The sequence below is a fragment of the Luteibacter sp. NPDC031894 genome, assembly GCF_050273135.1.
Taxonomy (GTDB): domain Bacteria; phylum Pseudomonadota; class Gammaproteobacteria; order Xanthomonadales; family Rhodanobacteraceae; genus Luteibacter.
The window spans coordinates 12,348-38,635 of the sequence record NZ_JBNNMV010000012.1 but is presented as its reverse complement, the minus strand read 5'-3'; the positions used below and the strand labels follow the sequence as shown (position 1 = coordinate 38,635).

The following is a 26,288-nucleotide window of genomic DNA, read 5'->3' as shown; positions in this document are numbered from 1 at the left end:
GGGCAGCCTAGGGATACTATACCTATACGGTTTCCGGGACGGGGTGCAGTGTTCATGACAGGCTTAGCGGCGGCTAAAAACGCCAAAGTGTACAGCTATTTGCGGTTCAGCGACGTCAAGCAGTCGGCCGGCAGCAGTGCCGACAGGCAGGCGCAATACGCGGAACGGTGGGCGCGGGACCACGGATTGGTGCTCGACCAGGCGCTTTCCCTGCGCGACGAGGGCCTGAGCGCCTACCACCAGCGCCACGTGACGCAGGGTGCCCTGGGCACGTTCCTTCGTGCCATCGATGAGGGCCGCATCGCGCCGGGCTCCGTCCTCGTGGTCGAAGGCCTGGACCGGCTGAGCCGAGCGGAGCCGATCCAGGCGCAGGCCCAGCTCGCGCAGGTGGTCAATGCCGGTATCACGGTGGTGACGGCCAGCGACGGCCGCGAATACAACCGGGAACGTCTGAAGGCGAACCCGATGGACTTGGTGTACAGCCTCCTGGTGATGATCCGCGCGCACGAGGAAAGCGACACGAAGAGCAAGCGCGTCCGCGCGGCTATCCGCCGGCAGTGCGAAGGGTGGATGACTGGTACGTTTCGCGGCCGCATTCGCAACGGTACGGACCCGACGTGGGTGCGCTGGGTCGACGGCGCCTGGCAGCTGGTACCCGATCGCGTCGACGCCGTGCGTTTGGCTATTCGGCTTTTCCTGGAAGGACACGGAGCGGTGGCCATCATTGAACGGATGCGCGGAGTGGGCCTTTCGTTCACCGAGCGATCGACCGGCTCGCACCTCTACAAGCTACTACGCCTTCCGGCGTTGGTCGGCGCGCGGACGCTGTCCGTGGGCGATACCGAGTACCGTCTCGAGGGCTACTACCCTGCCCTGCTCACCCACGATGAGTTCGCCGAGCTGCAGGTGGCGCTCACCCATCGCCGCCGGCGTAAAGGCAAGGGCGAAATCCCCGGCATCATCACCGGCCTTCGCCTGGCCTATTGTGGCTATTGCGGCTCCGCGATGGTTGCCCAGAACCTGACGTCGCGCCGGCGAGACGAACTCGGGCGCGTACAGGATGGCCACCGGCGCATCGCATGTTGTGCTGACCAGGCTGGCCGCCGCTGCCCTGTGAGGGGCCACAGCACGAGCATCGCCCCGATCGAGCACGCCCTACTGACCTACTGCGCCGATCAGATCAACCTCAATGCGCTGCTCGACCGTGGATCCCGGGATGCGCCGGCGAAGCAACGCGTGGCCAAGGCGCGTAAAGACGAAGCCGAGTGTGAGCGCAAGCTTGCACGCCTGACCGACGTGCTCCTGCAGGACGATGGCGCGCCACCGCCCACGTTGCTGCGCAAGGTCCGCGAAATCGAATCCGAACTCGAAGCGGCGCGAGCTGCGGTCTCAGCCGCGGAAGCCGAGGTGGCCACGCTATCGCGCAAGACGCCGGCGGCCGCGCAAGCATGGGCCGAGCTCGTCGACGCGGTGAAAGCCCAGGACTACGACGCGCGCATGAAGGCACGCCAGCTCGTGGCAGACACCTTCGCCAAGATCGTCATTTATCGCCGCGGCCTGCAGCCAGCCGAGGAACGGAGCACAGCCATGGACCTGATGCTACTTCCGCATGGCGGCGTTGCACGCATCCTGCGTGTACACCGGAAGACCGGCGAATGGATCGCCGCGGAAGACGCCTCGATCGACCGCCTGCTGCGATGAATTGAGACGCTGCAGGAACGGGGCGTCCTCTCTTGTCGGCGCCTATTAATGCTCTCGAAGTGTCGGCCATCGGGTTTGAGTAATTTGAGTAATGTAACGACCGTTTGACCACCAAATCATTGTTTTTCATAGACAAACTGGCGAATCATCGAAGTAATGTTTGAGTAATTTTGAGGTAACGAGGTTACTTTTCTCGAAGTAATGTGAGACTGAACAAATATCCTTAATTGTCAATGACTTAAAAAAACCTTACTTCGGACCTTACTTCAACATTACTTCCGGATGTAATATCCAAGTTGCTGTTTATTAAGACTTTTCGTGGCATTCTTAAGCCGCATTACTCAAATTACTCGGGTCGAACCCGAGGACTTTGAGAGCGTTTTTCCGCGGCCTCCGTGGCCGATTCCGCCTATAGCGACGACGCACCAACGGAGATGCCCAATGCCGGACGCACGCAACGACCACCCCTACGCGAACCTGTTCCTCGGCGTCTACGCCGAACTGCTGCTCAGGGGCGCGTGGGCACCTAAGCTCGACGATCCCGCGCTGCCGGCGGGCGTATGGATCAACTTCAACGAATTCGAGGCGGTGGCCAGGAGCAACCGCCTTCAATTTCCGCCGGCACTGTTCCTGATCCGCGCGCTACAGCCCAGCAGGATCGGTCCGGCGAGATATCCGCGCGTGCTCCACCAACGCCCGCTGGCCGGTCCGCACCGGGGAAAGGAGCACTACGTGGAGTTGCACCACCCGATGAACCCATGGGGCCTCTATGCGCCAACGCCGGAGGCGATCGCCCGCTACCCGACGGATGAGCGGCAGCGCCTCGCGGAGGCCTTCGGCGCCGTCGCGCCGTCACCCCGTCCGGGCGAAGCGCCCGACGAGTTGGTGATCGCCTGCTGAAAGTTTTTAGTGAGAACTGTTCTCAAGAAGATTTTCAGAGAAATGCCTCACGAGCAGAGCCAGGCGCACCAGAAAAAAACCGCCTCCAGCTGCATCAATCTGCATCATCGTGCGGCTGCGGGAAGGCGGACCGCGCACCTTGGCGCACCTGGCGACGCCGGCCTGCATCAACTGCATCAAAAGTGGGGGGAGAAGCACGCAGGCGAGGAGGGGGGACGACCGCGCGCGCTGGGGTCAGAGGCAGCCGAGCCTCGGCCCCACCGAGCCCACCGCGACCCTCGTCTCCGGTCCCCTGCCAGGCGCGCCCTGTGTCCGCGCACGCGCCGTCTAGCCCGCCATGCGGTAGCACAGCCACCCAAGGGCACCGCGCTTCCTGGCGGCGCGAGGAAGCGTCCTATCGCACATACCCCAGCGTCGCCCGCAGCCCGGGCAAGTCCTCACTGCGTTCGGGTCGGGCGCCGCCGGCGACGGCTCGTTCCATGGAAACGGAAAGGACGAGCGTGTCGGCTCCGGTGGCATCCGGTCGACAAGGCTGTCCCGGTGGCAGGCGACCCAGCGATCCACCATTCGCTCGATGATCATGAGGTTGAAGACCTGGAAGGGTCGCCAGCGACTCGGCCCGTAGAGCCACACGAGTTCGTAGTGGATGCCGGGCACGTTCCTCACGATGCGAGCCAGCGCGAACGCGCGGCCGTAAGGGGACAGCCGCGCCTCGTAGCCGTAGGCGTAGTGTTTCCAGATGACGATAGGATGGTCGGCGCGGGACATGCGCGCGACGATACGTAGCTGGAATCGCAAAAGTGTGGACGGCTCGACGGCGGCGCGCGAAGTTCCTGCCCTAAGCCGCCAGCGCGGCTACAGTTCGACCTGCTGGACGAGCTCGTGCTCCTTGCTCATGTGCCAGCAGAGATCTGGTTCTGCTGCCCGCTCATCCCCTGGCGATGGCCGCGCGGCGGCCCGGGGCAACGGCGTACACTTCCCCTATGCCATCCCTTCACCACGCCATCATCGTCCACCACGCTCCCATGGTCGTTGCAGCCTTGGACGTGGTCCTTTCGGGGCAAGGATTCACCGTGCATCCCGCGTCGACATATCTGGCCGCCAAGGCGTTGCTATCCGCCATCGGGGAAGGGCTTGCTGCGGTCATTGTTCATGCCGACATGCCCGATCAACCAAAGTCTGGGATCTTGCTGAGGATGGTAGAAACCTCGCATCCAGAGGCGGCCATCGTCGTTCTCTCTGCCCGCGCCCGGAGTGAACTCGGTCCAATACCCCATGGGGCAATCCTTCTCCGTGAGCCCTTTGACCGGGCAGAACTCATGGCGGCCGTTACCCAAGCTTCAGACCCACGAAGCTCGCCGTCTTCGCCGTGAGTTCAATGTGGGATGCTTGTTGGGCGAGGCTCAACCCGGGTCGCACTAGACGAAAAAAAGGCGGCCTAAGCCGCCCTAGTGGGACATGGATTGGATTACCTGGTCACGCCGCTCGGCGGCCCTCCATCGGTTCCACGGACACGTTGACGCGGTAGCCCACCGCAGCCAACGCCGCCTCGACCTGCTCTAGTTTGGACTTGTGGGTCAGGTCCAGAAGGCGTTCAACCTGCGGCGCGTGCATGCCCAGCTTTCGGGCGAGGTCCGACTTGCGCAGCCCCTTCGCGCGCATGGCTTCGTAAAGTCCCACCTTAGCCACGTCGAGGGCCGGCAGCGCGACCCAATATTCGCCGCGCTTCTTGTCGCTGGCCTTCGGGATAGGCTCACGCCGGTCGATGTGGTCCTGGAGGATCAGGGCCACGGCATCAATCGATTCGCTCAATGCATGCTCGACGCTGTCGCCAACACTGTTGAAGCCTTGCAGGTCACGGCACGACGCCACGTACTGGTCGCCGTCCTTCGTCAGTTTGATCGCATAACGCATCGTCAATTGTCCCTCCATCGGTGCCTCGGCCTTATTTCAGGCCGAGGTCTTTCATGATGCTCTTGCGCAGGGGTTCCGGTATCTCTTTCGCCCCGTGGTTGGGGACAACGGTCGTCCTGCCGTTCAACCTCACGAACTGGTGACTGCCGCGCTGCCGCTCGAAGATCACGCCTTGCTGCCGGAGCCACCGTATGAATTCGCTGTACTTCATCGCCCTCCCTGCCGTTCGTTGGTGTGCGTCCATTGTACTAACATTTCTGTTAGATGCAAACATTTCTGTTAGTCGGCGACTTCATCGTCGGCTCGGAAAGCGATCGCCGGCACGCCCAGCTCTTCGTTCAACGCCATCATGCGGACCTGGATGGGCCGGATTTCGGTTCGCATGAACGCCTTGTGGGCTTCGCTTACGCTGCCGAACCCGCCCGCATTGATCGGCACCATGCCCAGGAGCTGGGGTGGGACGCGGTGGGTCACCAGCACATCGTCACGGCTGACGTTCTTGATCGAGGCGAAGTCATCCTTGGCACCAACCTCGCTGATCGGGATGAGCTGGATGCCGTCCTTCTTCCCGTTGGGGCTGTACACGAACAGGTTGCGGAAGTTACCCGGTCCCTTCGCGTTCTTCAGCGCGTCGCGGATCGCGTCGATATCTTCCGGGTTCTGTGCCGGATCGGTCATCGACAGGATGAAACCCGCGTGCGATCCGTTGTCGTAGTACTTGCGGCGGAACAACGTTGCCGACCGGTTCAGCTGGGCCGCGTGCAGCGAGCTTAGGTATTCGGGCACGCCATAGATTTCCTGTTTCAGGTCCATGTCCCACAGATGCAACACCTGCCCGGCGCCGTATTCGACCTCTTGGCGGCCTTCCGGACAATACCAGTACTGGTCGGGCTTCAGCCCAACGCGCGTTTGCAGCGCTGGCAGGCGAGACAGCGAGAGAACGTTGCGCCCGATCGAACGCTGCACGGTGAAATAGCCGTTGTTGAAGGTGAGGTAGTCCATGCACCACGAGGCAAACTCGCGCGTGGTGAGGTAACGCGATGCGACGAACGATTCCACCAGCAAATTGCGTTTGAGATACAGGGCGGCAGCATGATGCGGTGACACCTGCACCATGTTTGCCAAGCCGACCAGGCTGATGGGCGGTTCGTACCATCGGCCGCTGCTGTAGATGTGCCGGTAGTCGAAGAGCGACGCCCGGTCGATCGGTTCGGGCTCGCCGAAGGTGAACGCCTCCATGCGTCCGCGCTCGGGCTCCGGCGCTGCCGGCGGGGTCTCGGTGAACGGCATGTGCTGACGCTTGCGGCGGGACTTGCTCATCAGGAAATCTCCACGATTCCGCGGCCGCGCGCCTGCGGGCCGCTCAAGGGTTCATAAATCAGGGTATGCATCAATGCCCATGCCAGGTCGGCATGGCCCACATCTTCGGAACGGCCCGCCTGGTAGGTCACGTGGCGGCCGGATGCGGTAACGGTTTTGCGGATGGCCATGAAGGCCGCGGCGACGTCGTTCCAGCCGGCGTCCCATTCCAGACGGCTGTTGGTCATCACGTCGCTGGCCTTCATCACCATCTGACCCTTGAGCTCCGGCGAGTAGTGCAGGCCGCGAACGTTCGGGAAGAACTGGCGCACCAGCTCGAACACGCCCTGGCCAATGCCGGTCACGTCGATGGCGATGTCACGCACGTTGAAGCGGTCGCACAACGCCTTGATGTTTCCGGCCTGGGCGGAGAAGTCCTGACCGCGCCACTGGTGCTTTTCCAGGGCGCGGAAGGTGTCCCGCGACGAGCTCGGGAGCGCAGTGACCATGCAGCCGGAACAGTCGCCGCCGGCGGTGCCCTTGGCCGGGTCGTACCCGATGCTGACCTCGGCATTACCGATGGGCCGCGGTGCATAGGCACGGAAGTCCTCCCACACCTCCCAGCTATCGACCATGCAGCGCTTGACCAGGTTGAACGGGAACACTGACGCGGTGTCGTCGATGAACTCGCAAAGCAACAGCTGGCGGAATTCCTCGTCCGAGTACTCCATGCGCAGCTGGTCGATATCGAACAGGTTGCAGCCGCCGGCGAGCGCGTCGAGCACGGTGACGATCTGACGCCACTGGCCATCGCCACACAGCAGGCCATTCACGAGCGCGGCGTGGCTGATATCCACGTCCACGCGATCGGCCTTCGCGCGACCCTTGTTGAACAGCGCACCCGACCAGAACGGGTAGGCATCGTGGCTCAACGCCGATGGCGTGGAGAAGTACGTTTGCCGCCAGCGCTTGTGGATGGCCATGCCCGACGCGACCTTGCGCAGCGTCTGGAAGGCATGGACCCAAAAGTACTCATCGAAATACAGGTTGCCGTGGTAACTCTGCGCCGTCTTCGCATTGGTGCCGAGGAAGATGAGCTCGGAGCCGTTCGGCAACACGATGGGGGAATCGCGGCCGCCCTTGAGCTCGATGTCGGCCGCATCCCTGGCGAAGGCCTGCATGTACTGTTTGAAGACGTTGGCCTGGGCGCGGCTGGCCGACAGGAATATCTGGTTGTTCCCTTCCTTCGAAGCGGCGTCGACCAGGGCTTCGCCGGCGAAGTGGAACGTCGCGCCGATCTGGCGGGACTTCAGGATGTTGCGGATGCGGTACGACAGCGCGTCGTGCCACACCCGCTGATAGCCGAACATCCGCTCGTGGTAAGCATCGACCAGTCGCTTCAGCTGCTCCGGGCTGTATTCGTTCTGGACAGGTTTCTTCTTCGGCCCGGCGTTACGGTTCGCCACCTTCGGATTGAGGTCGCCTTCGTGGCCACCCGGGGATTCGTAGCGGCGCACTCGCGCCAGGCGCTCGATCTGCCGTCCCAGCAGGTCGATTTCCTTGAAGTCATGTGCGCTCTTGTCTTCCTTGAGGATCAACGCGCAGTAGCGCGCATCGAGGCAGTCCTCGCTGCGCTGCAACGGCGTGGCTTCGGCCCACCGTTCGCGCTGCTTCCAGGATTCGACCGTGGACCGGCCCTGTCCAAGCCGTTCGGCGATGTAGGTGACGCCGTAGCCCGAGAAGAACAGATGTCGCGCCAGGCGGCGGGGGTCGATGGCGGGGTCAATGAGCATCGCGACAGCGTAGATAGCCGCGCGGCGGTGATCGTGCGCCCGCTGTTCTAAAACACGGCGTACAGAACCACCGCGCGTTGATGGTACGCGCAGGGGTGCCGATGCTGGCGACTCAACCGTCTCCCCACCGGACCCGACCCCTCCCATGGCCAAGAAATCCAAGAAGTTCGTCGTCGCCACCGAAGGCGCCACCGTTGACGGCCGCACCATCGAGCGTGACTGGATCACGCAGATGGCGGCCACGTACAACCCCGCCACCTATCGCGCCGGCATCAACCTGGAGCACTACCGTTCCGCTTCGCCGGACAGCACGTTCCGCAATTACGGCTTCGTGGAAGCGCTGGAAACGAAGGACGGTCCGGACGGCAAGCTCCAGCTGGTGGCCACGATCGCGCCGACCGATGACCTGGTGAAGATGACCGCCGCCTGGCAGAAGGTCTTCACCAGCATCGAGGTCGACCCCAACTTCGCGAAAACGGGCAAGGCCTACCTGATGGGCCTGGCTGTCACGGACACCCCGGCCAGCCTCGGCACCGACATGCTCGCATTCACCGCTTCTAACCCGGCCGGCAGCCCGCTCACGGCCCGCAAAGTACGCCCGGAGAATCACTTCAGCGCGGGCGCTGAGACCGTCATCGAGTTCGAGGACGTCGAGGAAGCCCCGGGCATGCTGGAACGCGTGCGCGCCCTGCTTTCGCGCAAGGACGTGAAGGATGGCGAGCGCTACACGGACCTCCAGGGCGCCATCGAAGAACTCGCCACCAGCGGCGCGACGCAGAGCACCGAGAACGCCCGTGCCTTCGAGCGCGTGGATGGTGAAGTGACCCGCCTGCGCAGCGACAACGCCGCGCTGATCCAGCGCGTCGAGAAGCTGGAAGCCCATTTCGCCACCACCCCGGCCGCCTCGCCGACCCGCGAGCGCGCCGACGGCGGCGCGGAGTCGCTGACCGCGTTCTAAGGCTCCCCGCCACCCCACCCCGAGGACACCATGCGTAACGATACCCGCAAGAAATACAACCAGTACCTCGCCCGCATCGCCGAGCTGAATGCCGTCGATAGCGCGGGCCAGCAGTTCAGCGTCGATCCGTCCGTGCAGCAGAAGCTGGAAACGGCCATCCAGGAGAAAAGCGACTTCCTCTCCCTGATCAACATCGTCCCGGTGGACGAGATGAAGGGCGAAAAGCTCGGCCTGGGCGTCAGCGGTCCGGTTTCCGGCCGCACGAACACCTCGGCGAACAAGGCCCGCCAGCCGCGCGATGTCGGCACCCTCGACCAGCGTGGCTACGAGTGCGCGCAGACGAACTTCGACACGTTCATCAAGTACGCCACGCTGGACCAGTGGGCCAAGTTCCCCGACTTCCAGACCCGCCTGTCGGGCGCCATCGTGCAGCGCCAGTCGCTCGATCGCATCACCATCGGTTTCAACGGCACGTCCGTTGCCGTCGACAGCGACCTGGACGCCAATCCGCTCCTGCAGGACGTCAACATCGGCTGGCTCCAGCACATCCGCACCGAAGCGCCCTCGCGCTGGATGCACCAGGTAGGCAGCACCGGCAAGATTCGTGTCGGCCCCGGCGGCGACTACGAAAATCTCGACGCCCTGGTCATGGACATGAACGAACTCCTGGAGCCGTGGTATCGCGGTACGCCGGGCCTTCGCGCCATCGTCGGTCGCAGCCTGGTGCACGACAAGTACTTCCCGATCGTCAACCGTGAGCAGGGCGCCCAGGACGAGCTGGCGTCGCAGGTGCTTGTCAGCCAGAAGAGCATCGGCGGCAATGTCGCCATCTCGGTACCGTTCTTCCCGGCGAATTCGATCCTTCTGACGGCGCCGGACAACCTGTCGATCTACTACCAGGACGGCAAGCGCCGCCGCTTCGTCAAGGAAGAGCCGGAGCTGAACCGCATCTCGAACTACGAGTCGAGCAACGACGCCTATGTGGTCGAAGACCTCAACGGCGCCGCGCTGGTCGAGAACATCGAGTTCGGCAACTGGAAGGATGCCCCGTAATGGCATCGCCCGCGCAGCTTCACCGCACGCGGGTTCTCGCCGCCCAGGCCGCCGCGAAAGCGGCGCCTGGGCCGGTGATGACCAACGCCGAGGCCAACGTGGTCTCCCTCATGTACCGCAAGCTCGACGAAGACCGTCGACGACTGAAGGCCATCGAGTCGATCGAGCGCAAGATCCAGACCAAGCGCGAGCTGCTGCCCGACTACGAACCGTACATCGAAGGCGTGCTGGCCGGTGGCGTCGGCGAGCGCGATGAAATCGTGAGCTATGTGCTCGCCTGGCGTTTCGACGTCGGCGACTACGCCAGCGCCTTCGACCTGGCCGAGTACGTCATCGCCCACGGCCTCGGCATGCCGGATGCCCATGCCCGCTCGGCGCCTGCCTTCATTGCGGACGAAGTGGCCGATGCCGCTTTGCGTGCGTTCAAGTCGAACAAGGAGTTCGAGCGCACCATCATTGAGCGCGCCATGGCGGTGACCGACGGGTGTGACATGCCCGACCAGGCCAAGGCGAAGCTGTACAAGGCGCTTGGCTACGCCTACCGGGCTGAAGAACTCCCCGACCTCGCCGTGGCGGCCCTGCGCCGCGCGATCGAGCTGGACGAGACCGTCGGCGTCAAGCGAGACATCGAGCTGCTGGAACGCCAGCTGCGCAACGCCGGTAAGCCCGGCCCCACCGAACAGTCGCCTGCCGGCGGCACCTGAGCCTCCCCCCGGCGCCCGGCGGCACGGGTGGCGATCGACACCGTTTACGGCTGCTCGTGACCCACCCGTCCACCGCCGGCTTTACTCCGAGACCCGTATGTCCAGCAGCCTACTCGCCAACGGTGGTGCCGCCGCTCCGAATGAACCGGCCACGCCCATCACCATCAGCAACGACGGGTTCTGGCCCGACATCGCCCTGGGCGACCTCCGCGATGCATCGCGCCTGACCGGCAACATCACCGACGCACGCCTTCGTGCCTGCACGGTCGAGGCCATGATCTGGGCGAACGAGCAGCTGGCCAGCTTCAAGGCCCGGCAGGTCGCCGCGGGCTGGGATAACGCCTCGGATATAGGCGACAGCATCGACGGCGCCACCATCCTGGTGCAGCGCTATCGCCGCGCGGTCTACTGCACCGTGCAGGCCGACATGGCCGAGAACTACCGCCAGTGGGATTCGACGCGCGCCGGCGATTTCCGGGCGGACTTCGAGGACAGCGCCGCGCTGACGTTCCGCAAGGACGCCACGCTCGCCATCTCGGACATCCTCCGCCGCGGCCGCACCGTCGTGGAACTCATCTGATGGCCACGCCCGCGGACCAGGTACGTGCCCGCCAGGGCGACACCTTGGACGCCATCTGCTGGCGTGAGCTGGGGGGCACGCGCGGCGTCGTGGAAGCCACGCTCGAGCTCAACCGCGGCCTGGCCGACCTTGGACCGGTGCTCCCGGAGGGCACCGTCGTGATTCTTCCGTCGCGCGCCACCGTTGCGCCGGCGGTCATCCCCTTACTCAACCTGTGGGACTGATCCATGACCGAACCTGCTACCGCCTCCCTCGCCCTCACCGCCGCCGCGGCCACCGCCACGGCCTCCCTGGTCCCCGGCGTCGATGCAAATGCCCTGGTGGGCGCCATTGCCGGCGGCGCGCTCTTCGTCGCCAGCTCGCGCGACCTATCGATCGCCACGCGCCTGCTCTACCTGATCATCAGCGCGAGTGTGGGCTACATCGCGGCGCCCCAGGTGGTCGCCTGGTCGTTCATCACCAGCAGCGGCGTCGCCGCATTCCTCGCCGGTGCCCTGGCCATCACGGTGACCACCCAGGTCATCGAGCGTGCCAGAACCTTCGATTTCACCTCCCTCCTCAAGCGCGGAGCCTGACCATGAACCTGGAACACCTCTTCATCGTGCTAGCCATCCTCACCTCGCTGGTCTTCATGGGACTTTGGGCCATCGGTCTCTTCGACGACAAGCCGCCGGCGATTCGCACGCTATGGGTCGCCGCGGCATCGGTCGCCTTCGAAGCGGCCGTCATCGGGCTTACGGCCGTTCGGGTCTTTGCGCCGCAGATCGTTGACTGGCTGTTTCAGCCATCAGCCGACACCTTCAGCTTCAACATCTGGTCGGGCATCGTGCTGGCTAGCTGCGTTTCTACCTCGCTTCGCTTGCTGCTCTTCCGTCGCGGCCCGTCCCGCCACCGTGCGGCCTACGCCTGGCTGTCGTGGTGCCTGGTCGTTGCCCTCACCGCCACGGCCGCCAAGGTGGCCTTCGGCGTGAAGCCGCCGCCGGGCGTCGCGGAAAGCCTCCTGCTCGCGGTCTTCACCTGGCGTGTCTTCGTTCACCGCGGCAACCTCGCGCACCTGCTCCGCCTGGACATCGGTCGCCCCCTGCAGGCACTCGCGCGGCTCGTTACGGGGCGGGCATCGTGATCGAGCTACCCGAGCAGAAGGTCGACCGTCTCGTGGCGCAGGCCATCGCCGACGCGATGGCCCTGGAAGGCGGTGACAGCGACGACCAGGACGACGACGGCGGCCGCACCCGCTTCGGCGTGACCGAGGCGTTTGCGCGGGCGGCTGGCTACACGGAATCGATGAATACCCTGACGGTGGAGAACGCCCGCGCGCTCTATCGCCAGTACTTCGTCGTGGCGCCGGCATTTGACCAGGTGCTCGCGATCGACCCGTCGATCGGCGCCGAGATGGTCGAATGCGGCATCAACCTGGGCACGTCCGCCGCGTCGACCTTCCTGCAGCGCTGGCTCAACGGCTTCAATGTCGCCGGCGCGCGGTACGCCACGCTGAAGGTTGATGGCCATATCGGCGCGGCCACCTTGTCCGCGCTCAAGGCCTACCTGAGCTGGCGGGGGCCGCTGGGCGCCACCGCGTTGCTGCGTGGGCTCAACGGCTCCCAGGCGCAACACTACCTGGAACGGGCCGAGGCGAAGCCGACCAACCGAAAGTACCTCTTCGGCTGGGTATGCAACCGGGTGGCGCTGTGAGGGCCGCGGCATGAAGGTCTTGATCGCTGCCCTGGCAACCCTGCTGCTCGTCGCCTGTGGCGCGCTGTGGTGGGAACACCGCACCGCCACCGGCCTCGCCGGCGAACTCGATACGGCGAAGACCGCGGCCCTGTCCGCCGACTTCGAGGCCAGCGCCGCCCGCGCGGACCTCGTCACCGTCACCAAATTTGTGGATCGCGTGCAGGTCGTACGCGAGACCACAGCCACCATTCGCCAGGAGATTCCCCGCTATGTCACGCCTGCTGCTGACCGCCGTTATCTGTTGCCTGACGGCTTTGTGTGGCTGCACGACGCCGCAGCCGCTGGTGTGTCCCCGGGACAGCGCGCCGGCGATCCTGATGCGGCCAGCGAAGCCGTTACAGCAAGTCAGGCCCTCGACGTCGTCGTCCGCAACTACGGCATCTGCCACGAAACCGCCGAGCAGCTGACCTCGCTTCAGGAATGGGTGCGATCGCATCACCCGGGCGGTAGCACCTCGCCATGAAGAAACTGCAGTCATTCCGCACGGCCCTGCTCACGGCGTCGGAGGACCTGACGCGCAACCCGGAAAAGACCTCGATCTTCGCGGACAACGGCCGCGTGGTTGCCGGCGGCGCCCCAGGCAAGGGTTTCGAGTACCACTACCAGGCCATCGCCATCATCCAGGAGTTCGCCGGCGACGTGGACGCCGTCTCGGCCGCGATCCTCGGTTGGATGGCGGCCGAGCTGCCCGGCGTGCTAATGAACCCGGAGAAGGCGGACAAGGCCTTTCGCTTCGAGGTCGAGGTGCTGAACGGCGAGCAGTGCGACCTGCAAATCACCGTGGAAGTCGAAGAGCCCGTGGTGCCGGCAGACGACGGCAGTTTCACGCATCCGGCCGCGCCGCTGCTGGACCTAACCGGAGACTGGCAGTGGCCCGTGACGAGCTGACCCACCTCGAAGAATGGGTCACCCCCCTGGTCGCGAAGCTATCCGCACCCGGACGGAAGGCGCTCTCCCGACTCATCGGTCGCGACCTACGCCGCTCGCAAGCACAACGGATTGCCGCGCAGAAAGAACCGGACGGTACGCCCTTCGCGGCGCGCCGCCCGGGCAGGGACCTCCGCAGCAAAAGGGGATCCATTCGCCAGCGCAAAGCGGCGATGTTCGCCAAGCTGCGCACGGCGCGCTGGCTGAAGGTGATGGCCAACGAAAACGAAGCGGCAGTGGGCTTTACCGGTCGCGCCGAACGTATCGCTCGAGTGCACCAGGAAGGCCTGCGCGATCGCGTCTCGCCGCAAGGCCCCGAAGTGCGCTATGCGCGCCGGCAGTTACTTGGCTTCTCCGAAGCGGACCGCCGTCTCATCACCGATGCATTGCTCGCGCACCTACGTGGTGTGTGAGTTCGTTGTTCTGTAACCACGGTTTTAGAACGGCCATCGCGTGCCTTAAAAAAAGGCCTCGGCGAAGCTGCCGGGTATGTCCTCCGACCTCGCCCGAGCCCTGGCAAACCTCATCAGGAAAGGCACCGTCCAATCGGTGACCACAAGGCCGGCGCGCGCTCGCGTGCAGGTCGGAGGACTTCTTACTGCGCCGCTGCCGTGGCTGTCGCTGCGCGCGTGCACCAACAAGGTTCGCCACTGGTCTCCCCCAGCAGCTGGCGAACAGGTGCTCGTGTTCTCCCCCGGCGGCGACCTCGGCGGCGGCGTGGTCCTTTGCGGCATCCCGTCCGACAAGAACCCGATTCCGGACGACGCCACGGAAGACAACGTGATGATGGTGTTCGGCGACGGCGCCGTGCTGCTGTATGACCTGGCCAGCCATGTGCTGCGCGGCACCCTTCCCGACGGCGGGCGCGTCGAGGTATCGGCGCCAGGTGGTTTCCTGCTCACCGGTGACACCGTCATCGACGGCAATCTGACCGTGAACAAGGACGTCGAGATGAAGGCGGACGCGCACGCCGCCGGCACGATTACCGGCGATACCGACGTGGTGTTTGCCGGCATCAGCAGCAAGGGTCACAAGCACAAGGATACGCAACCCGGTCAGGGCTTCACTGGCGATCCGGTGGGCGCATGACCGGCATGGACCGCAACACGGGGGCCGAAATCTCCGAGTTCGAAGATGTGGTGCAGTCCTGCGCCGACATCCTGTGGACGCCCATCGGCTCGCGCATCGCGCGTCGGGAATATGGCTCACGCCTGCCCGACATGATCGACCAGCCGGCCAACCAGGCGAACCGCACGCTGATGTACGCCTCGGTGGCCACCGCGCTCCGGCGCTGGGAACCCCGCATCAATGTCAAGCGTGTGGCCATCGTCGCCGCGGACGCCCAGGAAGGGCGCTTCGCGGTCCAGCTGGAAGCCGTGCTCATTGACGATGCAGCCGCGCAGAGCCGTCGCCTCATCATTGCCCAGGGAGGCATCGCCTCGTGACGACGGCTATCCAGCTCAACCAGCTGCCGCCGCCCGACGTGATCGAGGCGCTGGATCTGGAAACCATCTACGCGACCGCGGCCGCCAAGCTCGAAGAGCTATGGGCCGAGTTCGACCCCACGAAGGAATCCAGCCTGCCGGCGAAAGTCCTGCAGGTCATCTCCTACGTCGCCCTGATGACCCGTCAGCGCGTCAACGACGCCGCCCGCGCGGTGATGCTGCCGTTCGCCAAGGGAAAGAATCTCGACAACTTGGGCGCGCTGCTCGGCGTGCTGCGCCTGGTCATCACGCCGGCCGATCCGGACAATGGCAAGCCCGATCCGGTCATGGAGGACGACGGCGATTACCTGGAGCGCATTCTGCTCGCGCCGTCGTCGTTCTCCGTCGCCGGACCCGAAGCGGCCTACGTCTACCACGCTCGAAGCGCCTCCGGCGACGTGCTGGATGCCAGCGCCACCAGTCCCGAGCCGGACGACATCAAGGCCCTGGTGAACCAGGTGCTCGCGACGCATGGTGCGTCGGCCGAGCTCGTGACGGCCATGAACGACGCAATGGAGGCCGCCGCGTGGCCTGGCCAGGTCTTCGTATCGGTCCTCTCCCGCAAAGACACCGGCGAGGCCTCGGCCGACCTGCTCGAAACGGTCAACAACACCGTGAGCGCCGAGAGCGTGCGGCCGATGACGGACTACGTCACGGTGCAGTCCGCGGAGATTCTTCCGTTCGCGGTCGATGCCGATATGTGGTCGTTCGCCGGCCCCGATTCGAGCGTGGCCATGGCGGCCGCTGAGACCAGTCTCAACAACTACCTCGCCGCGTCGCGCCGGATGGGCCGCGACATCACGCTCTCGGGCCTCTACGCGGCATTGCAGGTCGCCGGCATCCAGAACGTCATCATCAACGAGCCGTCCGCCACCATCGTCGTGGGCGACACGCAAGCCGCCTACTGCACGTCGATCACCCTGAACTACCGGGGGATCGGTGAATAGCCTGTTGCCGCCCAACGCCTCGGATCTCGAGCGCGCGATCGAGGCCGCCGGCATGGCGGTACTCGATATCCCCGTGCCGATCGCGACCCTGTGGAACCCGGATGCGATCGCCGTCGACCAGTTGCCCTACCTTGCCTGGTCGCTGTCGGTGGATTCTTGGAAGCCGTACTGGTCCGTGGCGATCAAGCGCAACCGCGTGAAGACGGCCATCGACATCGCGCGGCGCAAGGGCACTGTGAAGGCGGTCCGCGATGTCGTCGAGTCGTTCGGTGGCCACGTCGCCATGCGTGAGTGGTGGCAGATGGTGCCCAAGGGCGTGCCCCATACCTTCAGCCTGGTCCTGACCGTACCCACCAGTGGCGGTCAAGAAGCCTCCGCTGAATTCGTCGATGACATCCTCGCCGAGGTGCGCCGGGCAAAGCCCACCCGTTCCCATTTCACCTTCACCCAGGGCGTTGCCGCCGCTGGCCGCATCGGCGTGATCGCCGTCGGCCGCCCAGCTGCCGCGGCGCGCCTGCTGCACACCGGAGTGACCTGATGCCCGCCGCGATCACCTTCAAGATCACCGACGAAGGCCGCGCAGCCCTGCGCAATTCGGACGGCAACGGCACCAACGCCGTGCTTGTGGCCACCGTCGGTATCACCGCAACCGCGTTTACGTCGGGCAACCCCCTGCCCAACGAAATCAAACGGCTGTCCACGATCAAGGGTGGTGCTACGGCCGCCGACACCATCCACGTCACCGTCAGCGACGACTCGCCTGGCGCCGTGTACGACGTGCGCGGCTATGGCCTCTACCTGCAAGACGGCACGCTCCTGGGCTCGTATGGCCAGCCGGACATCATCGTGCAGAAGTCGGCGCAAGCCACCATGCTGCTCTCGGCCGACATCCAGTTCGCCGATATCGACGCCACGCAAATCACTTTCGGCGACACGAATTTCAGCAACCCGTCGGCGACGACGGAGCGCATGGGCGTGGTGGAGCTCGCGACCGATACGGAGGCGAGTTCCGGCACCGATCCATCGCGCGCGGTAACGCCCAAGGCCCTTCTGGCTGCACTCAACGCTCGGCTCGGCACAGGCGCGCCGTCCGACTTCGTCAAGACCCTACTCACCAAGGCAACGACGCTGGCGTTCGTCACGGCGCTCGGCATTCGAAGCGCTGCACAGTACGACATCGGTGCGGGCAACGGCCTGGACGCCGACAAGCTGGACGGTAAGGAAGGCTCGTTCTACCAGGCCTGGGCCAATCTCACCGGCGTGCCGACCTCGTTCCCGCCCGCCGACCACAAGCATTCCGCCAGTGACATCACCAGCGGCACCCTCCCGGTACCGCGGGGCGGTACCGGCGCCGCCACCCTGGCCCCGGGCGGCTTCCTCGTGGGCAACGGCACCGACCCGATCACCGCACTGGCTCCGGCCGATGCACTGAGCGCCATCGGCGCGGCGGCGAAAAAGCATTCGCACGAGCAAGCGGACATCATCGGCCTCGCGGAAGCGTTCGCTGCGAAGGCAAACAAATCCGACCTGGACGGAAAGCTGGATAAGACTGGCGGCAAACTGACTGGCGCCCTCAGCATCGCCCCGCCCGCCGGCACCGGGGCACGCCTCAACCTGGTCGCCGCGGGGCCGGCCGACAACAGCGTCCTCGGTTTCGTAAAGGGCGACAAAGGCCGCTGGTCGATCTTTGGATCGCTCAACCAGGAAAATGGGGAGAACACCGGCAGCGACCTGTGTGTTCAGTCGTCAGACGATGCCGGAAATTTCCTCTCAACCGCTCTGACGATCGCACGCGCAGACAGCACGGCCATCTTCGCGTACCAAGTCAAGATCGGAACCTATCTGACGTCAACCGGCGATGCGTTAGTTCTCGCGAACAACGGTGCCAACAACGCGAACAGCGCGATCTATCTTCGCCCACGGGGTACGAGCAGCACGGCGGGGCAGGTTTCCCTCAATACCGTGGGACTCATGACCATTCCGGCCGGCGGCACGTATCAGGTCATGCAGGCGGCCAACGTCAGTTCCTTCCGCGCCGGCCTCGCGGACGGCAATAACGGCAACGGCATCGGCGGCGCGTTCACGACGTGGTCTACCACGCGCTCTCCCGCGCTTCAGGTTGACTGCGGCAACGATGCAAGTGCCTACATGATCTTCCGTGCAACGCATTGGGGATCGAAGCACCTCGCGGCACTGGACGTATACGCCAACGGCGGCAATGCGCAACTCGCATGGCACGTCGGCCAGCAGCAGACACACGCCATGTATCAGGACGGCCAGCTTGTCTGCAACGGCCTGATTACCGGTTTGGGCGGGTTCAATGCGTCCGACCGACGCATGAAGAAGAACATCAAGCGCCGGAAGATTCAGGCTGGCATATCAAGGCTCGTGCGACGCATCTATTCGTCGTGGAACTGGAAGCACAACGGCGACTTCGACACCGGCGTGATCGCACAGCTGCTCCTGAAGTTTGCGCCGCAACACGTCCGCGACTTCCCCACCAACAAACGCAAGAAGAATGGCGACCCGGTAATGCGACTGTCCGTCGACAAGGCCGGTCTTGCCCTCGAATGCGCGCTCGATGCCGACCAGCGCATCGACGAACTCACCACTCAGAACGCGGCCCTCCTGCGCCGAATCGTCAAACTGGAGCGCAAGCACAAATGAAGAAGCGCATCGAAGAAGTAGCGCCGGGCATCACCTCCGAGGTGATCGCCCTCCAGACAACCATGCTCTACGACCCGAACACGGGCGATGCGCAAATCATCTTTGCGGGCACGCCGTGCCTCTTCAATGGATCGACCTATGTCGGCCCAGGTGGCGGTGCATACCCTATCAGCCTGACGCTATCGGCCATCGCGCAGGAATGCTTCGGCGAAGGGCTCGACCCGATCACGGGCGCCGACCTGTCGAAAGTGTCCGTGCTCGGTGCGGTGTCGCTCATCAAGGCCGCGTTCGCCAAGTCCTACGACGCCGCCTACGACGCCCCGCCGCCGATCGAGGCGTAAGGCGTGGCTAATTACTACTACGCCGGCGTTGCGTGGAGTAGCCTGTTTGCCCCTGATACCGTGGGCGACGGTCCCAAGCCGGCCGGCATCAAGCTCGGCGGCGTCGTCGTTCACTTCGCCAACATCTCCTATGGGTCGAAGCGGCCGAACGTCATGTTCGCTTACGGCGGCGTGGACGTCTCGAATTACTGGGCGTCGAATGGATCGGCGGTTTATTCCCTTCCCATCGACGGCGGCAACTATTCCGCGAACAACCAGCAGCGCGGCCAGGCGAACGTGCGCCTCCAAATGTTCGCGAACGGCACCTATCAGGTGCTCACGCAGAAAAGCTCTGTCACGAACTGGACCGTCGCCGACTCCGGCACATGGCTACCGGCAGGCGACTCGGCAGCGAACTACACATGCCGATACGTCGTCACGGAGTTGGGCGCAAGCACGATCGGCAATGCCAGCACCGGGACGGAGAACCAAGCAGTCGCCCAGGTAAGCCTGGGCAGCGCGAACCCGTATGCCGGCGGCTACGCCCTCGCCGCCCTGACGGGCACGAACGCGGATTGCCACGGGTCCATTGTGATGTACCTGTATCGACAGGGCGTCCTGCGCAGCACGACCACGATCAACTATTTCTGCAACGTCAACGGCAACTAAGCCGCCCTACCTCGAGGAACCCTTATGCCCACCGAATACCACCACGGCGCACGCACACAAGAGGTCAGCGGCGCCGCCCTGTCCGTGACCACCGTTTCCACGGCGATTATCGGCCTCGTAGCCACCGGCGCGGACGCCGACGACACGATCTTCCCGCTCAACACGGCGGTCCTGCTGACCAATGCCAAGTCGCAGATCGGCAAGGCGGGAACCCAGGGCACCCTGGCGCAATCCCTCCTGCACATCACCAACCTGGTCAGCTGCCCGATCATCGTGGTGCGCGTCGAGGAAGGTGCCGATGAGGCGCAGACCAGCGTGAACGTCATCGGCAACGTGACCGCCACCGGCGCCTATACAGGAATGCAGGCCCTGCTCACCGCCGAAGCGCGCACCGGGGTTCGCCCGCGCATCATCGGTTGCCCGGGACTGGACACCGAAGAGGTCACGACCGCCATGGCCATCGTGGCCAAGAATCTTCGCGCCTACAGCTACGCCTCGTGTTCCGGTGCGGCAACTGTCTCCGACTGCCTGGCGTACCGCGAACAGTTCTCTGCCCGCGAGCTGACGCTCATCTGGCCGGACTTCAGCTACTTCGACACCGTTGGTGCGAAGACCGCCACCGCCCTTACCGTCGCAGTGGCCATGGGCCTGCGCGCGCAGATCGACCAGAAGGTTGGCTGGCATAAGACCCTGTCCAACGTCCCGGTCGACGGCGTCACCGGCATCACCAAGGATGTGTACTTCGCCTTCCAGCAGGTTGGCACCGATGCCGACCTCCTGAACGCCAAGGGCATCACCACGCTCATCAACCGCCAGGGCTTCCGCTTCTGGGGCAACCGCACCTGCGACGATGCCGAGTTCATCTTCGAGAGCTACACGCGCACCGCGCAGGTGCTCGCCGACTCGATGGCCGAGGCGATGTTCCCGTACATCGACAAGCCCATGTCGCCGGTGCTCATCAAGGACATCATCGACGGCTTCAACGCCAAGGGTGCGCAGTATGTGCGCGACGGCATGCTGATCGGCTTCAAGGCGTTCTGGAATCCGGACCTCAACACGACCGACGAGCTCAAGAACGGCAGGGGCGTCATCTCCTACAAGTACACGCCGGTACCGCCGTTCGAAGACGTCACCCTGCAGCAGGAATTCACCGACGAGTTCTTCGTGAACCTGTCCTCGGCGATCGCGACCCAGATCGGCAGCTGATCCGAACCAGGCGGCCTTCGGGCCGCCTGGTCCTAGCTGGCATCTCGCCGGCGAATCCCCTTCCCCAGGAGACACCGTTCCATGAGCCTCCCCCGCGTACTCAAAAACTTCAACCACTTCCAGGACGGCGCCGGCTGGACCGGTGAAACCAACTCGGTGACGCTGTCGAAGCTCACCCGCAAGATGGAACCCGTCATCAACGGCGGCATGGCCCTGCCGACGAAGGTCGACCTGGGCATGGATGAGCTGCAGGTGACCGTCACCACAAACGGCTACCGTCTGGACGCGCTCAGCGCGTTCGGTGCTACCACCGTGGACGCCGTGGGCTGGCGTTTCATGGGCGCCTACCAGAACGACGCCACCGGCCAGCTCGACGCGGTCGAGGTGTACATGCGCGGCCGCTACTCGGAAATCGACCCGGGCGATGCGAAGGCCCAGACCGTCAGCGAGTGGAAGTACACGTTCGAGCCGGCGGTGTACCGCATCTCCATCAACGGCCTGGAAGTCATCTTCATCGACAGCCTGGCCAACGTCGTCCGCATCAATGGCGTGGACATCAAGGCCGCCGAGCGGGCTGCTCTCGGCCAGTGGTAATCCGCCGGCGCCTGGGCCACCCAGGCGCCGCCCCCTCCCCTTCCCCAGGACATCACCATGGATATCGAAACCAAGACCGTCACCCTCGAAACCCCGATCAAGCGCGCCGGCGACGTCACGCTCGAGAAGGTCAGCGTTCGCAAACCCGCCGCCGGCGAGCTGCGAGGCACCTCGCTGGTCAACCTGCTCAACATGGACGTGGGCTCGCTGGAAATCGTCCTGCCGCGCATCACCACGCCGCCGCTGCTGAAAGCGGAAGTGGCCGCCATGGACCCTGCTGACCTGGTGCAGCTGGCCACGGAGGTCTCCGGTTTTTTGTTGACGAGGCAGGCGAAGGAAAGCTTCCCGACCGCGTAGAGGACGTGATGGCCGACCTGGCCGTCGTCTTCCACTGGCCGCCCCGGGAAATGGATGTCATGGGGCCGGCTGAACTGATGGTGTGGCACGAGCGTGCCGTTGAACGCAGCGGCGCGAACCGGGAGTGATATGGATTTGAAGCTGAGTGTGGTGCTGTCGCTGATCGAGAAGGTGACCGCACCGCTGAAATCGATCACCGGCCAGGCCACACAGTCCGCCAAGGCGCTGCGCGACACCCGCCAGCGCCTCAAGGACCTGGAAAAGACCCAGGGCGCGGTCAACGCGTTCCGCAACCTGTCTCGCGGCGGCCGTGACCTGACCCGTGACCTCAAGGCCGCGCGCGAACGGGCGGCCGCCTTGGGCAAGGCGATCGCCGACAGCGGCGTGGCGAGCCGAGCCCAGATCAAGGACTTCGCCGCGGCGCGCGCCGAGGTGAAGAAGACCGAGCGCGAGTACGCGGCGAACCAAGCCAAGCTCAAGGGCGTGCGCGAGCAGCTGGCGGCCGCCGGCGTGTCGACCAAGAACCTCGCCGGCGCCGAGCGCAAGTTGCGCGGCGAGATCGCCTCGGTCAACGCCACCTTGGCAACGCAGCAGCAGCGCATGGCGGGCATCAACAAGCAACAGCAGCGCATGGCGGCCGCCCGCTCGCAAATGCACGCGACGCAGGCTGTCGGCGCGCATATGGCTATCGGTGGAGCGGCGGCCATGGCTGCTGGCCATGGCGTCCTGGGCGCCGTGCGTCCGACCCTGGACGAAGCCAAGGCCTTCCAGCAGCAGGTCGCGCAGCTGCGCTCCCAGGGCATCGGTGATGCCGCCGTGGCGGACGCGGTGAAATTCGCCCGCGGCATGGATGTGATCGGATCGAGCGCCACGGACAACCTGAAGCTGCTGAAGGAAGCCAACAGCGTTCTGCGCGACATGCACGAGGCGGAACAGGTCACGCCCTATCTCGCCCGGATGAAGTTCGGCATCGAAAGCGTGATGGCTCAGGGCGGCCATGGAGACGGCCACGGCGAGAACGCCGAGACCATGTTCATGGACCTGCTCAAGGTGGCCGAGCTGCGCGGCGCTGCGAAGAATCCCGAAAGCCTGAAGCGCGTGCTCGACTTCGCGACGCAGGCCTATGTGTCGTCGGGCGGCATGGTCAAGCCCGAAGACCTGCTCAACATGATCAAAACCGGCGGCATCGCAGCGAAACAGCTGGATGATTCGTCGTTCTTCTTCGGTCTGCTGCACACGATGCAGGAAATGGGTGGCCACCGTGCCGGTACCGGCTTGGCCACCGCGTATCAGAACTGGGCGGCCGGCCGATCGACGCAGCAGTCGGCCGAAGAACTGGCCCAGCTCGGACTTCTCGAAAAGGGTTCGGTGAAGTACGGGTCCACGGGCCACATCACGAAGGTGCTGCCCGGTGGCCTGAAGGATGCGGACCTCTATCGCACCAACCCGTTCGAATTCCTGATGACGCGCGTGGTCCCGAAGATCAACCCGGGCGGCGCGCTCAACGACCAGCAGGTGGTCAGCAAGATCAATGCGCTGTTCTCGGGCCGCAAGGGTGGCGACCTGTTCGCGTCGCTTTACCTGGAGCGCGCGAACATCGCCAAGCACCTGGCGGCGGCGCCGAAGGCCTACGGCGTGGACGCGCTGTACAAGGAAGGCGGCGGCACGGCCGGCGGCATGGAGCTCGACCTCGAAGCGAAGAAGCGCGACCTGTACCGCGAGCTGGGCACGCAGATCCTTCCGCTGTATGTCGCTGGCCTCGGCAAGCTGGTGGCCATCCTGCGGCGCGTCAACGCGTTCGCCGAAGCCCATCCGCGCATCGCCAAGGCGTTCACCGTTACTGCCGGCGGCTTCGGTCTCATCATGACCGCCGTGGGCGGCCTGATGATCGCCCTGGGCGGCTTGCTGAGCCAGCTCGCCCTGCTCCGCTTCGCGTTCAAGGCCGCCGGCATCCGCCTGGCCATGGGCCGCATCCTGGGCGGCGCCGCCGCGACTGCCGGCACCAGCGCGGCCGCCGCCGGCTCCATGGCCGCTACAGGCGCCGCGCAGGCAGGACTGCTGTCACGCCTTGGCGGCGGCGCCCTGCGCGTCCTGACGGCGATTGGCAGCGTCTCCGCCGGCACGGCCGTCGCCATCGGCGCCGTGCTGCTCGTGGTGGTCGCGGTGGCGCTGGCCATCCGCAAATACTGGCAGCCGATCAAGGCGTGGTTCCAGGGCGTCGGCCAGGGCATTGCCCAGGGCATCGCGCCGGCGTTGGCGAAGGTGCGCGAAGACCTGGCACCCCTGGCCAACGCGTTCGGCGTACTGGCCGGGTGGATCGGGCAGGCGTGGCAGTGGTTCATGCGGCTCATCGAGCCGGTGAAGTCCACCAGCGCCGAGCTCGATGCGGCACGGACGAGCGGCGTGAGCTTCGGCACGGTCATCGGCCAGGCGTTGGGCTGGGTCGTGGAGTGCATCACGTTCGGCGTGCGCATGTTCGTAAAGCTCGGCGAGGCCATCGGCAATGCTGCGGGCTGGGTCGCCACGAGCTGGGGTCCCGTGTCGGAATGGTTCGCCAACTTGTGGTCCGGCATAAAGGGCGCGGCCGCCGGCGCGCTGGAATGGATCGAGACCAAGATCGCGGCCGTTCGCGCGGTGATCGAGCGGCTGTACGCGATGTGGCAACGCATCAGCGGCACGGCCAGCGGTCCCGAACCGTTGCAGTGGGTCATGCCCGGCGACAGCGAGCGCGCCCGCCAGATTTCCGATGCGATCGCACGCAATCCCCTGGGCAGCGGCGGTAGTGCCAACGCCTCGATCGTCAGCACGAAACCGCTGGCCGCCGGCGCCGCGCCCGGTGACACCTACCAGGTGCACGTCGATGCCCGGGGCATGACCCATCAGGAGGCCACGATGGCCATCAACAACGCGCTGAACAACCAGCGCCGAGAGGCCGCCGCGCGCAAGCGCTCGGCCTATAGCGACGAGGATTGACCATGGCCGCCGTGCACATGCTGGCCCTCGGGCCGTTCGCTTTCGGCATCGACACTGCCGCATACCACCAGCTGCAACGGAACATGCAGTTCAAGCACCCCTCGCTGGCCCGTGTGGGCCAGCGCGATGCCTACCAGGCCATCGGGCCGGGCGAGGAACAAATCACGCTCACCGGCGTTGTCGCGCCGGCGGTGACGGGTACCCTCGCCTCGATCACCAAGCTGGAAACCATGGGCCAAGGTGGTGCCGCCTATGTCCTTGTCGACGGCGCCGGGTACGTGTACGGCACGTACCACATCGACAGCATCCAAACCACGCAGACCTACCACACCGAAGACGGCACCCCTCGCAAGGTGGAATTCTCGCTCTCGCTGACCCGGGATGATGCGATGCCGGCCGACGAATCGCCCTCGAGCTCGACGCAGGCGGCCGCGTGATGGCCACCGCGCCGACCAACAACACGGTGCCGGCATCACGTATCGAGGTCGATGGCAAGGACGTCACGACAATCCTGCGCCCGCGGCTTAGCCAGCTGTCGCTGAAGATCACCCGAGGTGGGCACGCCGACGAGCTTTCCATGGCGTTCGACGCGACGGATGGTCGGATCGCCCTGCCACGCATGGGCGTCTCTGTGGCCGTGATGATGGGTTTCGCTGGCACCGGCGTGCAGCTGCAGGGCAGCTTCACCATTGACGAACGCGAGCACGCCGGCACCCCCGACGTCATCACCGTGCACGGACGCAGCGCGAAGCTGGCCAGCCCCATCAACACCCGCAAGGAACGCAGCTTCAGCAACACGACGGTCGATCACCTGGTCAAGGTCATCGCGGGCGAGAACGGGCTCACTCCACGCATTTCCCCAAAACTTGGCGCCATCGTCGTGCAGCAAATCGACCAAACGGAGAGCGACATCGCCCTGTTGCGCCGCATCGGCTCCATGTTCGACGCGGTCGCCACGGTGAAGAACGGCTACCTCGTCTTCGCCCCAATCGGGCAGGCCTCCACCGTCACAGGAAAGGCCCTGCCGATGCTCACCATCCGGCGCGGCTCGGGCGATAGCCACCGCTTTCATGAAGCCCTGCGCGACTCGTACACGGGCGTGCGAGCGCGCTGGCATGATGTGGACGCCGCGACGACGAAGAGCACCCTGGCAGGCGACCATGGCCACGTGAAGGTGTTGCGCGGCCACTTCGCCTCGCCCGAGGACGCCCAGCGTGCTGCTTCGGCGGAAATGGCGCGTGTGCGCCGCGGTGCAGCCACGTTCGACATCTCCCTGGCCACCGGCCATCCCGATGCCGTGCCCGAGATGCCGGCGAAGACCTACGGCTGGGGCGACGAAATCGCCGCCTTTGACTGGATCGTTGCCGACGCGACGCATACCTGGACGGGTGACGGCGGCTACACCACACACGTCTCGCTGGAAAACAAAGCCTCCGCATCGGACCATCCCGCCCAGGACGAGGGTGACGAAGCCGAGGACGATGGCGAGGCGGCTCCATAAACATGCC

At 65.0% G+C, this 26,288-nt stretch carries 32 protein-coding genes; 27 read left to right on the top strand and 5 right to left on the bottom strand.

Annotated features, from left to right (window positions below; all coding sequences use genetic code 11):
* Nucleotides 1-87: 87 nt before the first annotated feature.
* Together ACQKIE_RS18805 and ACQKIE_RS18800 are read left to right on the top strand one after the other, a co-directional pair.
* A complete protein-coding gene (locus ACQKIE_RS18805; protein ID WP_427462025.1) occupies nt 88-1,701 on the top strand; it encodes a recombinase family protein in 1,614 nt (537 codons plus the stop codon).
* A 441-nt stretch (nt 1,702-2,142) separates the two neighbouring features.
* Nucleotides 2,143-2,601 carry a hypothetical protein gene (locus tag ACQKIE_RS18800; protein WP_427462023.1) on the top strand — a complete coding sequence of 153 codons (459 nt, stop codon included), beginning with the start codon at nt 2,143-2,145 and terminating at the stop codon, nt 2,599-2,601.
* Nucleotides 2,602-2,928: 327 nt separating this feature from the next.
* Here ACQKIE_RS18800 and ACQKIE_RS18795 read toward each other — a convergent pair whose 3' ends face one another.
* The 5 genes from ACQKIE_RS18795 to ACQKIE_RS18775 all read right to left on the bottom strand — a co-directional run bounded on the left by ACQKIE_RS18795 (nt 2,929) and on the right by ACQKIE_RS18775 (nt 7,607).
* Nucleotides 2,929-3,369, bottom strand: coding sequence for a hypothetical protein (locus ACQKIE_RS18795; RefSeq protein WP_427462021.1), 441 nt, complete (start codon nt 3,367-3,369; stop codon nt 2,929-2,931).
* Between the two features lie 708 nt (nt 3,370-4,077).
* Nucleotides 4,078-4,515 (bottom strand): type II toxin-antitoxin system HicB family antitoxin, encoded by a 438-nt coding sequence (locus ACQKIE_RS18790; RefSeq protein WP_427462019.1) that lies wholly within the window; start codon nt 4,513-4,515, stop codon nt 4,078-4,080.
* Nucleotides 4,516-4,546: 31 nt separating this feature from the next.
* Nucleotides 4,547-4,726, bottom strand: coding sequence for a type II toxin-antitoxin system HicA family toxin (locus ACQKIE_RS18785; RefSeq protein WP_427462017.1), 180 nt, complete (start codon nt 4,724-4,726; stop codon nt 4,547-4,549).
* Between the two features lie 68 nt (nt 4,727-4,794).
* Nucleotides 4,795-5,835: a phage portal protein gene (locus ACQKIE_RS18780; RefSeq protein ID WP_427462015.1), complete on the bottom strand. Its 1,041-nt coding sequence runs from the start codon at nt 5,833-5,835 to the stop codon at nt 4,795-4,797.
* Nucleotides 5,835-7,607 carry a terminase large subunit domain-containing protein gene (locus tag ACQKIE_RS18775; protein WP_427462013.1) on the bottom strand — a complete coding sequence of 591 codons (1,773 nt, stop codon included), beginning with the start codon at nt 7,605-7,607 and terminating at the stop codon, nt 5,835-5,837. The genes ACQKIE_RS18780 and ACQKIE_RS18775 overlap by 1 nt, the downstream gene beginning before the upstream one ends.
* Before the next feature lie 145 nt (nt 7,608-7,752).
* On the opposite strand from ACQKIE_RS18775, the gene ACQKIE_RS18770 reads away from it, so the two are divergent.
* From ACQKIE_RS18770 to ACQKIE_RS18650, 25 genes are all read left to right on the top strand, one after another.
* On the top strand, nt 7,753-8,565 hold the full coding sequence (locus tag ACQKIE_RS18770; protein WP_427462011.1) for a GPO family capsid scaffolding protein: 813 nt from the start codon (nt 7,753-7,755) through the stop codon (nt 8,563-8,565).
* Between the two features lie 30 nt (nt 8,566-8,595).
* Complete coding sequence (locus ACQKIE_RS18765; RefSeq protein WP_427462009.1) at nt 8,596-9,618, top strand: phage major capsid protein, P2 family; 1,023 nt, start codon at nt 8,596-8,598, stop codon at nt 9,616-9,618.
* Nucleotides 9,618-10,322 (top strand): phage terminase small subunit, encoded by a 705-nt coding sequence (gene gpM / locus ACQKIE_RS18760; RefSeq protein WP_427462007.1) that lies wholly within the window; start codon nt 9,618-9,620, stop codon nt 10,320-10,322. The genes ACQKIE_RS18765 and gpM overlap by 1 nt, the downstream gene beginning before the upstream one ends.
* A 97-nt stretch (nt 10,323-10,419) precedes the next feature.
* The gene (locus ACQKIE_RS18755; RefSeq protein ID WP_427462005.1) at nt 10,420-10,902 is read left to right on the top strand and encodes a head completion/stabilization protein; all 483 of its coding nucleotides are present in this window, start codon (nt 10,420-10,422) and stop codon (nt 10,900-10,902) included.
* A complete protein-coding gene (locus ACQKIE_RS18750) occupies nt 10,902-11,126 on the top strand; it encodes a tail protein X (protein WP_427462003.1) in 225 nt (74 codons plus the stop codon). The genes ACQKIE_RS18755 and ACQKIE_RS18750 overlap by 1 nt, the downstream gene beginning before the upstream one ends.
* A 3-nt stretch (nt 11,127-11,129) precedes the next feature.
* A complete protein-coding gene (locus ACQKIE_RS18745) occupies nt 11,130-11,477 on the top strand; it encodes a putative holin (protein ID WP_427462001.1) in 348 nt (115 codons plus the stop codon).
* A gap of 2 nt (nt 11,478-11,479) precedes the next feature.
* The gene (locus ACQKIE_RS18740) at nt 11,480-12,025 is read left to right on the top strand and encodes a phage holin family protein (RefSeq protein ID WP_427461999.1); all 546 of its coding nucleotides are present in this window, start codon (nt 11,480-11,482) and stop codon (nt 12,023-12,025) included.
* A complete protein-coding gene (locus ACQKIE_RS18735; protein ID WP_427461997.1) occupies nt 12,022-12,594 on the top strand; it encodes a putative peptidoglycan-binding domain-containing protein in 573 nt (190 codons plus the stop codon). Before ACQKIE_RS18740 ends, ACQKIE_RS18735 begins: the two co-directional genes overlap by 4 nt.
* A gap of 10 nt (nt 12,595-12,604) precedes the next feature.
* Entirely contained in the window at nt 12,605-13,099 is a 495-nt protein-coding gene (locus tag ACQKIE_RS18730; protein WP_427461995.1) for a hypothetical protein, read from the top strand.
* Nucleotides 13,096-13,524 (top strand): phage tail protein, encoded by a 429-nt coding sequence (locus tag ACQKIE_RS18725; protein WP_427461993.1) that lies wholly within the window; start codon nt 13,096-13,098, stop codon nt 13,522-13,524. The genes ACQKIE_RS18730 and ACQKIE_RS18725 overlap by 4 nt, the downstream gene beginning before the upstream one ends.
* Nucleotides 13,506-13,976: a phage virion morphogenesis protein gene (locus ACQKIE_RS18720; RefSeq protein ID WP_427461991.1), complete on the top strand. Its 471-nt coding sequence runs from the start codon at nt 13,506-13,508 to the stop codon at nt 13,974-13,976. The genes ACQKIE_RS18725 and ACQKIE_RS18720 overlap by 19 nt, the downstream gene beginning before the upstream one ends.
* A gap of 76 nt (nt 13,977-14,052) precedes the next feature.
* Entirely contained in the window at nt 14,053-14,652 is a 600-nt protein-coding gene (locus ACQKIE_RS18715) for a phage baseplate assembly protein V (RefSeq protein WP_427461989.1), read from the top strand.
* Nucleotides 14,649-15,008 carry a GPW/gp25 family protein gene (locus ACQKIE_RS18710; protein ID WP_427461987.1) on the top strand — a complete coding sequence of 120 codons (360 nt, stop codon included), beginning with the start codon at nt 14,649-14,651 and terminating at the stop codon, nt 15,006-15,008. Before ACQKIE_RS18715 ends, ACQKIE_RS18710 begins: the two co-directional genes overlap by 4 nt.
* Nucleotides 15,005-15,994, top strand: a complete 990-nt coding sequence (locus ACQKIE_RS18705) for a baseplate assembly protein (RefSeq protein ID WP_427461985.1) — start codon at nt 15,005-15,007, stop codon at nt 15,992-15,994. Before ACQKIE_RS18710 ends, ACQKIE_RS18705 begins: the two co-directional genes overlap by 4 nt.
* Nucleotides 15,987-16,532 (top strand): phage tail protein I, encoded by a 546-nt coding sequence (locus ACQKIE_RS18700; protein WP_427461983.1) that lies wholly within the window; start codon nt 15,987-15,989, stop codon nt 16,530-16,532. The genes ACQKIE_RS18705 and ACQKIE_RS18700 overlap by 8 nt, the downstream gene beginning before the upstream one ends.
* Entirely contained in the window at nt 16,532-18,661 is a 2,130-nt protein-coding gene (locus ACQKIE_RS18695) for a tail fiber domain-containing protein (protein WP_427461981.1), read from the top strand. The genes ACQKIE_RS18700 and ACQKIE_RS18695 overlap by 1 nt, the downstream gene beginning before the upstream one ends.
* Entirely contained in the window at nt 18,658-19,002 is a 345-nt protein-coding gene (locus tag ACQKIE_RS18690; protein ID WP_427461979.1) for a hypothetical protein, read from the top strand. The genes ACQKIE_RS18695 and ACQKIE_RS18690 overlap by 4 nt, the downstream gene beginning before the upstream one ends.
* A gap of 3 nt (nt 19,003-19,005) precedes the next feature.
* Nucleotides 19,006-19,650 (top strand): hypothetical protein, encoded by a 645-nt coding sequence (locus ACQKIE_RS18685; RefSeq protein ID WP_427461977.1) that lies wholly within the window; start codon nt 19,006-19,008, stop codon nt 19,648-19,650.
* 24 nt (nt 19,651-19,674) lie between these two features.
* Nucleotides 19,675-20,856, top strand: coding sequence for a phage tail sheath subtilisin-like domain-containing protein (locus tag ACQKIE_RS18680; RefSeq protein WP_427461975.1), 1,182 nt, complete (start codon nt 19,675-19,677; stop codon nt 20,854-20,856).
* 81 nt (nt 20,857-20,937) lie between these two features.
* Nucleotides 20,938-21,450, top strand: a complete 513-nt coding sequence (locus tag ACQKIE_RS18675) for a phage major tail tube protein (protein ID WP_427461973.1) — start codon at nt 20,938-20,940, stop codon at nt 21,448-21,450.
* Nucleotides 21,451-21,507: 57 nt separating this feature from the next.
* On the top strand, nt 21,508-21,807 hold the full coding sequence (locus ACQKIE_RS18670) for a phage tail assembly protein (protein WP_427461971.1): 300 nt from the start codon (nt 21,508-21,510) through the stop codon (nt 21,805-21,807).
* Nucleotides 21,808-21,815: 8 nt separating this feature from the next.
* Complete coding sequence (locus ACQKIE_RS18665) at nt 21,816-21,935, top strand: GpE family phage tail protein (RefSeq protein ID WP_427461969.1); 120 nt, start codon at nt 21,816-21,818, stop codon at nt 21,933-21,935.
* 1 nt (nt 21,936) lies between these two features.
* The gene (locus tag ACQKIE_RS18660; protein WP_427461967.1) at nt 21,937-24,780 is read left to right on the top strand and encodes a hypothetical protein; all 2,844 of its coding nucleotides are present in this window, start codon (nt 21,937-21,939) and stop codon (nt 24,778-24,780) included.
* Between the two features lie 2 nt (nt 24,781-24,782).
* A complete protein-coding gene (locus ACQKIE_RS18655; RefSeq protein WP_427461965.1) occupies nt 24,783-25,217 on the top strand; it encodes a phage tail protein in 435 nt (144 codons plus the stop codon).
* Entirely contained in the window at nt 25,217-26,281 is a 1,065-nt protein-coding gene (locus ACQKIE_RS18650; RefSeq protein ID WP_427461963.1) for a contractile injection system protein, VgrG/Pvc8 family, read from the top strand. Before ACQKIE_RS18655 ends, ACQKIE_RS18650 begins: the two co-directional genes overlap by 1 nt.
* Nucleotides 26,282-26,288: the final 7 nt, after the last annotated feature.

Bases quoted from the DNA above. Each gene is read 5' to 3' on its own strand.
- ACQKIE_RS18730 (WP_427461995.1), top strand. From the start codon at position 12,605: ATGAAGGTCTTGATCGCTGCCCTGGCAACCCTGCTGCTCGTCGCCTGT.
- gpM (WP_427462007.1), top strand. From the start codon at position 9,618: ATGGCATCGCCCGCGCAGCTTCACCGCACGCGGGTTCTCGCCGCCCAG.
- ACQKIE_RS18755 (WP_427462005.1), top strand. From the start codon at position 10,420: ATGTCCAGCAGCCTACTCGCCAACGGTGGTGCCGCCGCTCCGAATGAA.
- ACQKIE_RS18790 (WP_427462019.1), bottom strand. From the start codon at position 4,515: ATGCGTTATGCGATCAAACTGACGAAGGACGGCGACCAGTACGTGGCG.
- ACQKIE_RS18675 (WP_427461973.1), top strand. From the start codon at position 20,938: ATGAGCCTCCCCCGCGTACTCAAAAACTTCAACCACTTCCAGGACGGC.
- ACQKIE_RS18745 (WP_427462001.1), top strand. From the start codon at position 11,130: ATGACCGAACCTGCTACCGCCTCCCTCGCCCTCACCGCCGCCGCGGCC.
- ACQKIE_RS18715 (WP_427461989.1), top strand. From the start codon at position 14,053: ATGTCCTCCGACCTCGCCCGAGCCCTGGCAAACCTCATCAGGAAAGGC.
- ACQKIE_RS18710 (WP_427461987.1), top strand. From the start codon at position 14,649: ATGACCGGCATGGACCGCAACACGGGGGCCGAAATCTCCGAGTTCGAA.
- ACQKIE_RS18680 (WP_427461975.1), top strand. From the start codon at position 19,675: ATGCCCACCGAATACCACCACGGCGCACGCACACAAGAGGTCAGCGGC.
- ACQKIE_RS18660 (WP_427461967.1), top strand. From the start codon at position 21,937: ATGGATTTGAAGCTGAGTGTGGTGCTGTCGCTGATCGAGAAGGTGACC.
- ACQKIE_RS18725 (WP_427461993.1), top strand. From the start codon at position 13,096: ATGAAGAAACTGCAGTCATTCCGCACGGCCCTGCTCACGGCGTCGGAG.
- ACQKIE_RS18695 (WP_427461981.1), top strand. From the start codon at position 16,532: ATGCCCGCCGCGATCACCTTCAAGATCACCGACGAAGGCCGCGCAGCC.
- ACQKIE_RS18740 (WP_427461999.1), top strand. From the start codon at position 11,480: ATGAACCTGGAACACCTCTTCATCGTGCTAGCCATCCTCACCTCGCTG.
- ACQKIE_RS18800 (WP_427462023.1), top strand. From the start codon at position 2,143: ATGCCGGACGCACGCAACGACCACCCCTACGCGAACCTGTTCCTCGGC.
- ACQKIE_RS18765 (WP_427462009.1), top strand. From the start codon at position 8,596: ATGCGTAACGATACCCGCAAGAAATACAACCAGTACCTCGCCCGCATC.
- ACQKIE_RS18780 (WP_427462015.1), bottom strand. From the start codon at position 5,835: ATGAGCAAGTCCCGCCGCAAGCGTCAGCACATGCCGTTCACCGAGACC.
- ACQKIE_RS18795 (WP_427462021.1), bottom strand. From the start codon at position 3,369: ATGTCCCGCGCCGACCATCCTATCGTCATCTGGAAACACTACGCCTAC.
- ACQKIE_RS18785 (WP_427462017.1), bottom strand. From the start codon at position 4,726: ATGAAGTACAGCGAATTCATACGGTGGCTCCGGCAGCAAGGCGTGATC.
- ACQKIE_RS18665 (WP_427461969.1), top strand. From the start codon at position 21,816: ATGGCCGACCTGGCCGTCGTCTTCCACTGGCCGCCCCGGGAAATGGAT.
- ACQKIE_RS18690 (WP_427461979.1), top strand. From the start codon at position 18,658: ATGAAGAAGCGCATCGAAGAAGTAGCGCCGGGCATCACCTCCGAGGTG.
- ACQKIE_RS18750 (WP_427462003.1), top strand. From the start codon at position 10,902: ATGGCCACGCCCGCGGACCAGGTACGTGCCCGCCAGGGCGACACCTTG.
- ACQKIE_RS18775 (WP_427462013.1), bottom strand. From the start codon at position 7,607: ATGCTCATTGACCCCGCCATCGACCCCCGCCGCCTGGCGCGACATCTG.
- ACQKIE_RS18770 (WP_427462011.1), top strand. From the start codon at position 7,753: ATGGCCAAGAAATCCAAGAAGTTCGTCGTCGCCACCGAAGGCGCCACC.
- ACQKIE_RS18650 (WP_427461963.1), top strand. From the start codon at position 25,217: ATGGCCACCGCGCCGACCAACAACACGGTGCCGGCATCACGTATCGAG.
- ACQKIE_RS18670 (WP_427461971.1), top strand. From the start codon at position 21,508: ATGGATATCGAAACCAAGACCGTCACCCTCGAAACCCCGATCAAGCGC.
- ACQKIE_RS18655 (WP_427461965.1), top strand. From the start codon at position 24,783: ATGGCCGCCGTGCACATGCTGGCCCTCGGGCCGTTCGCTTTCGGCATC.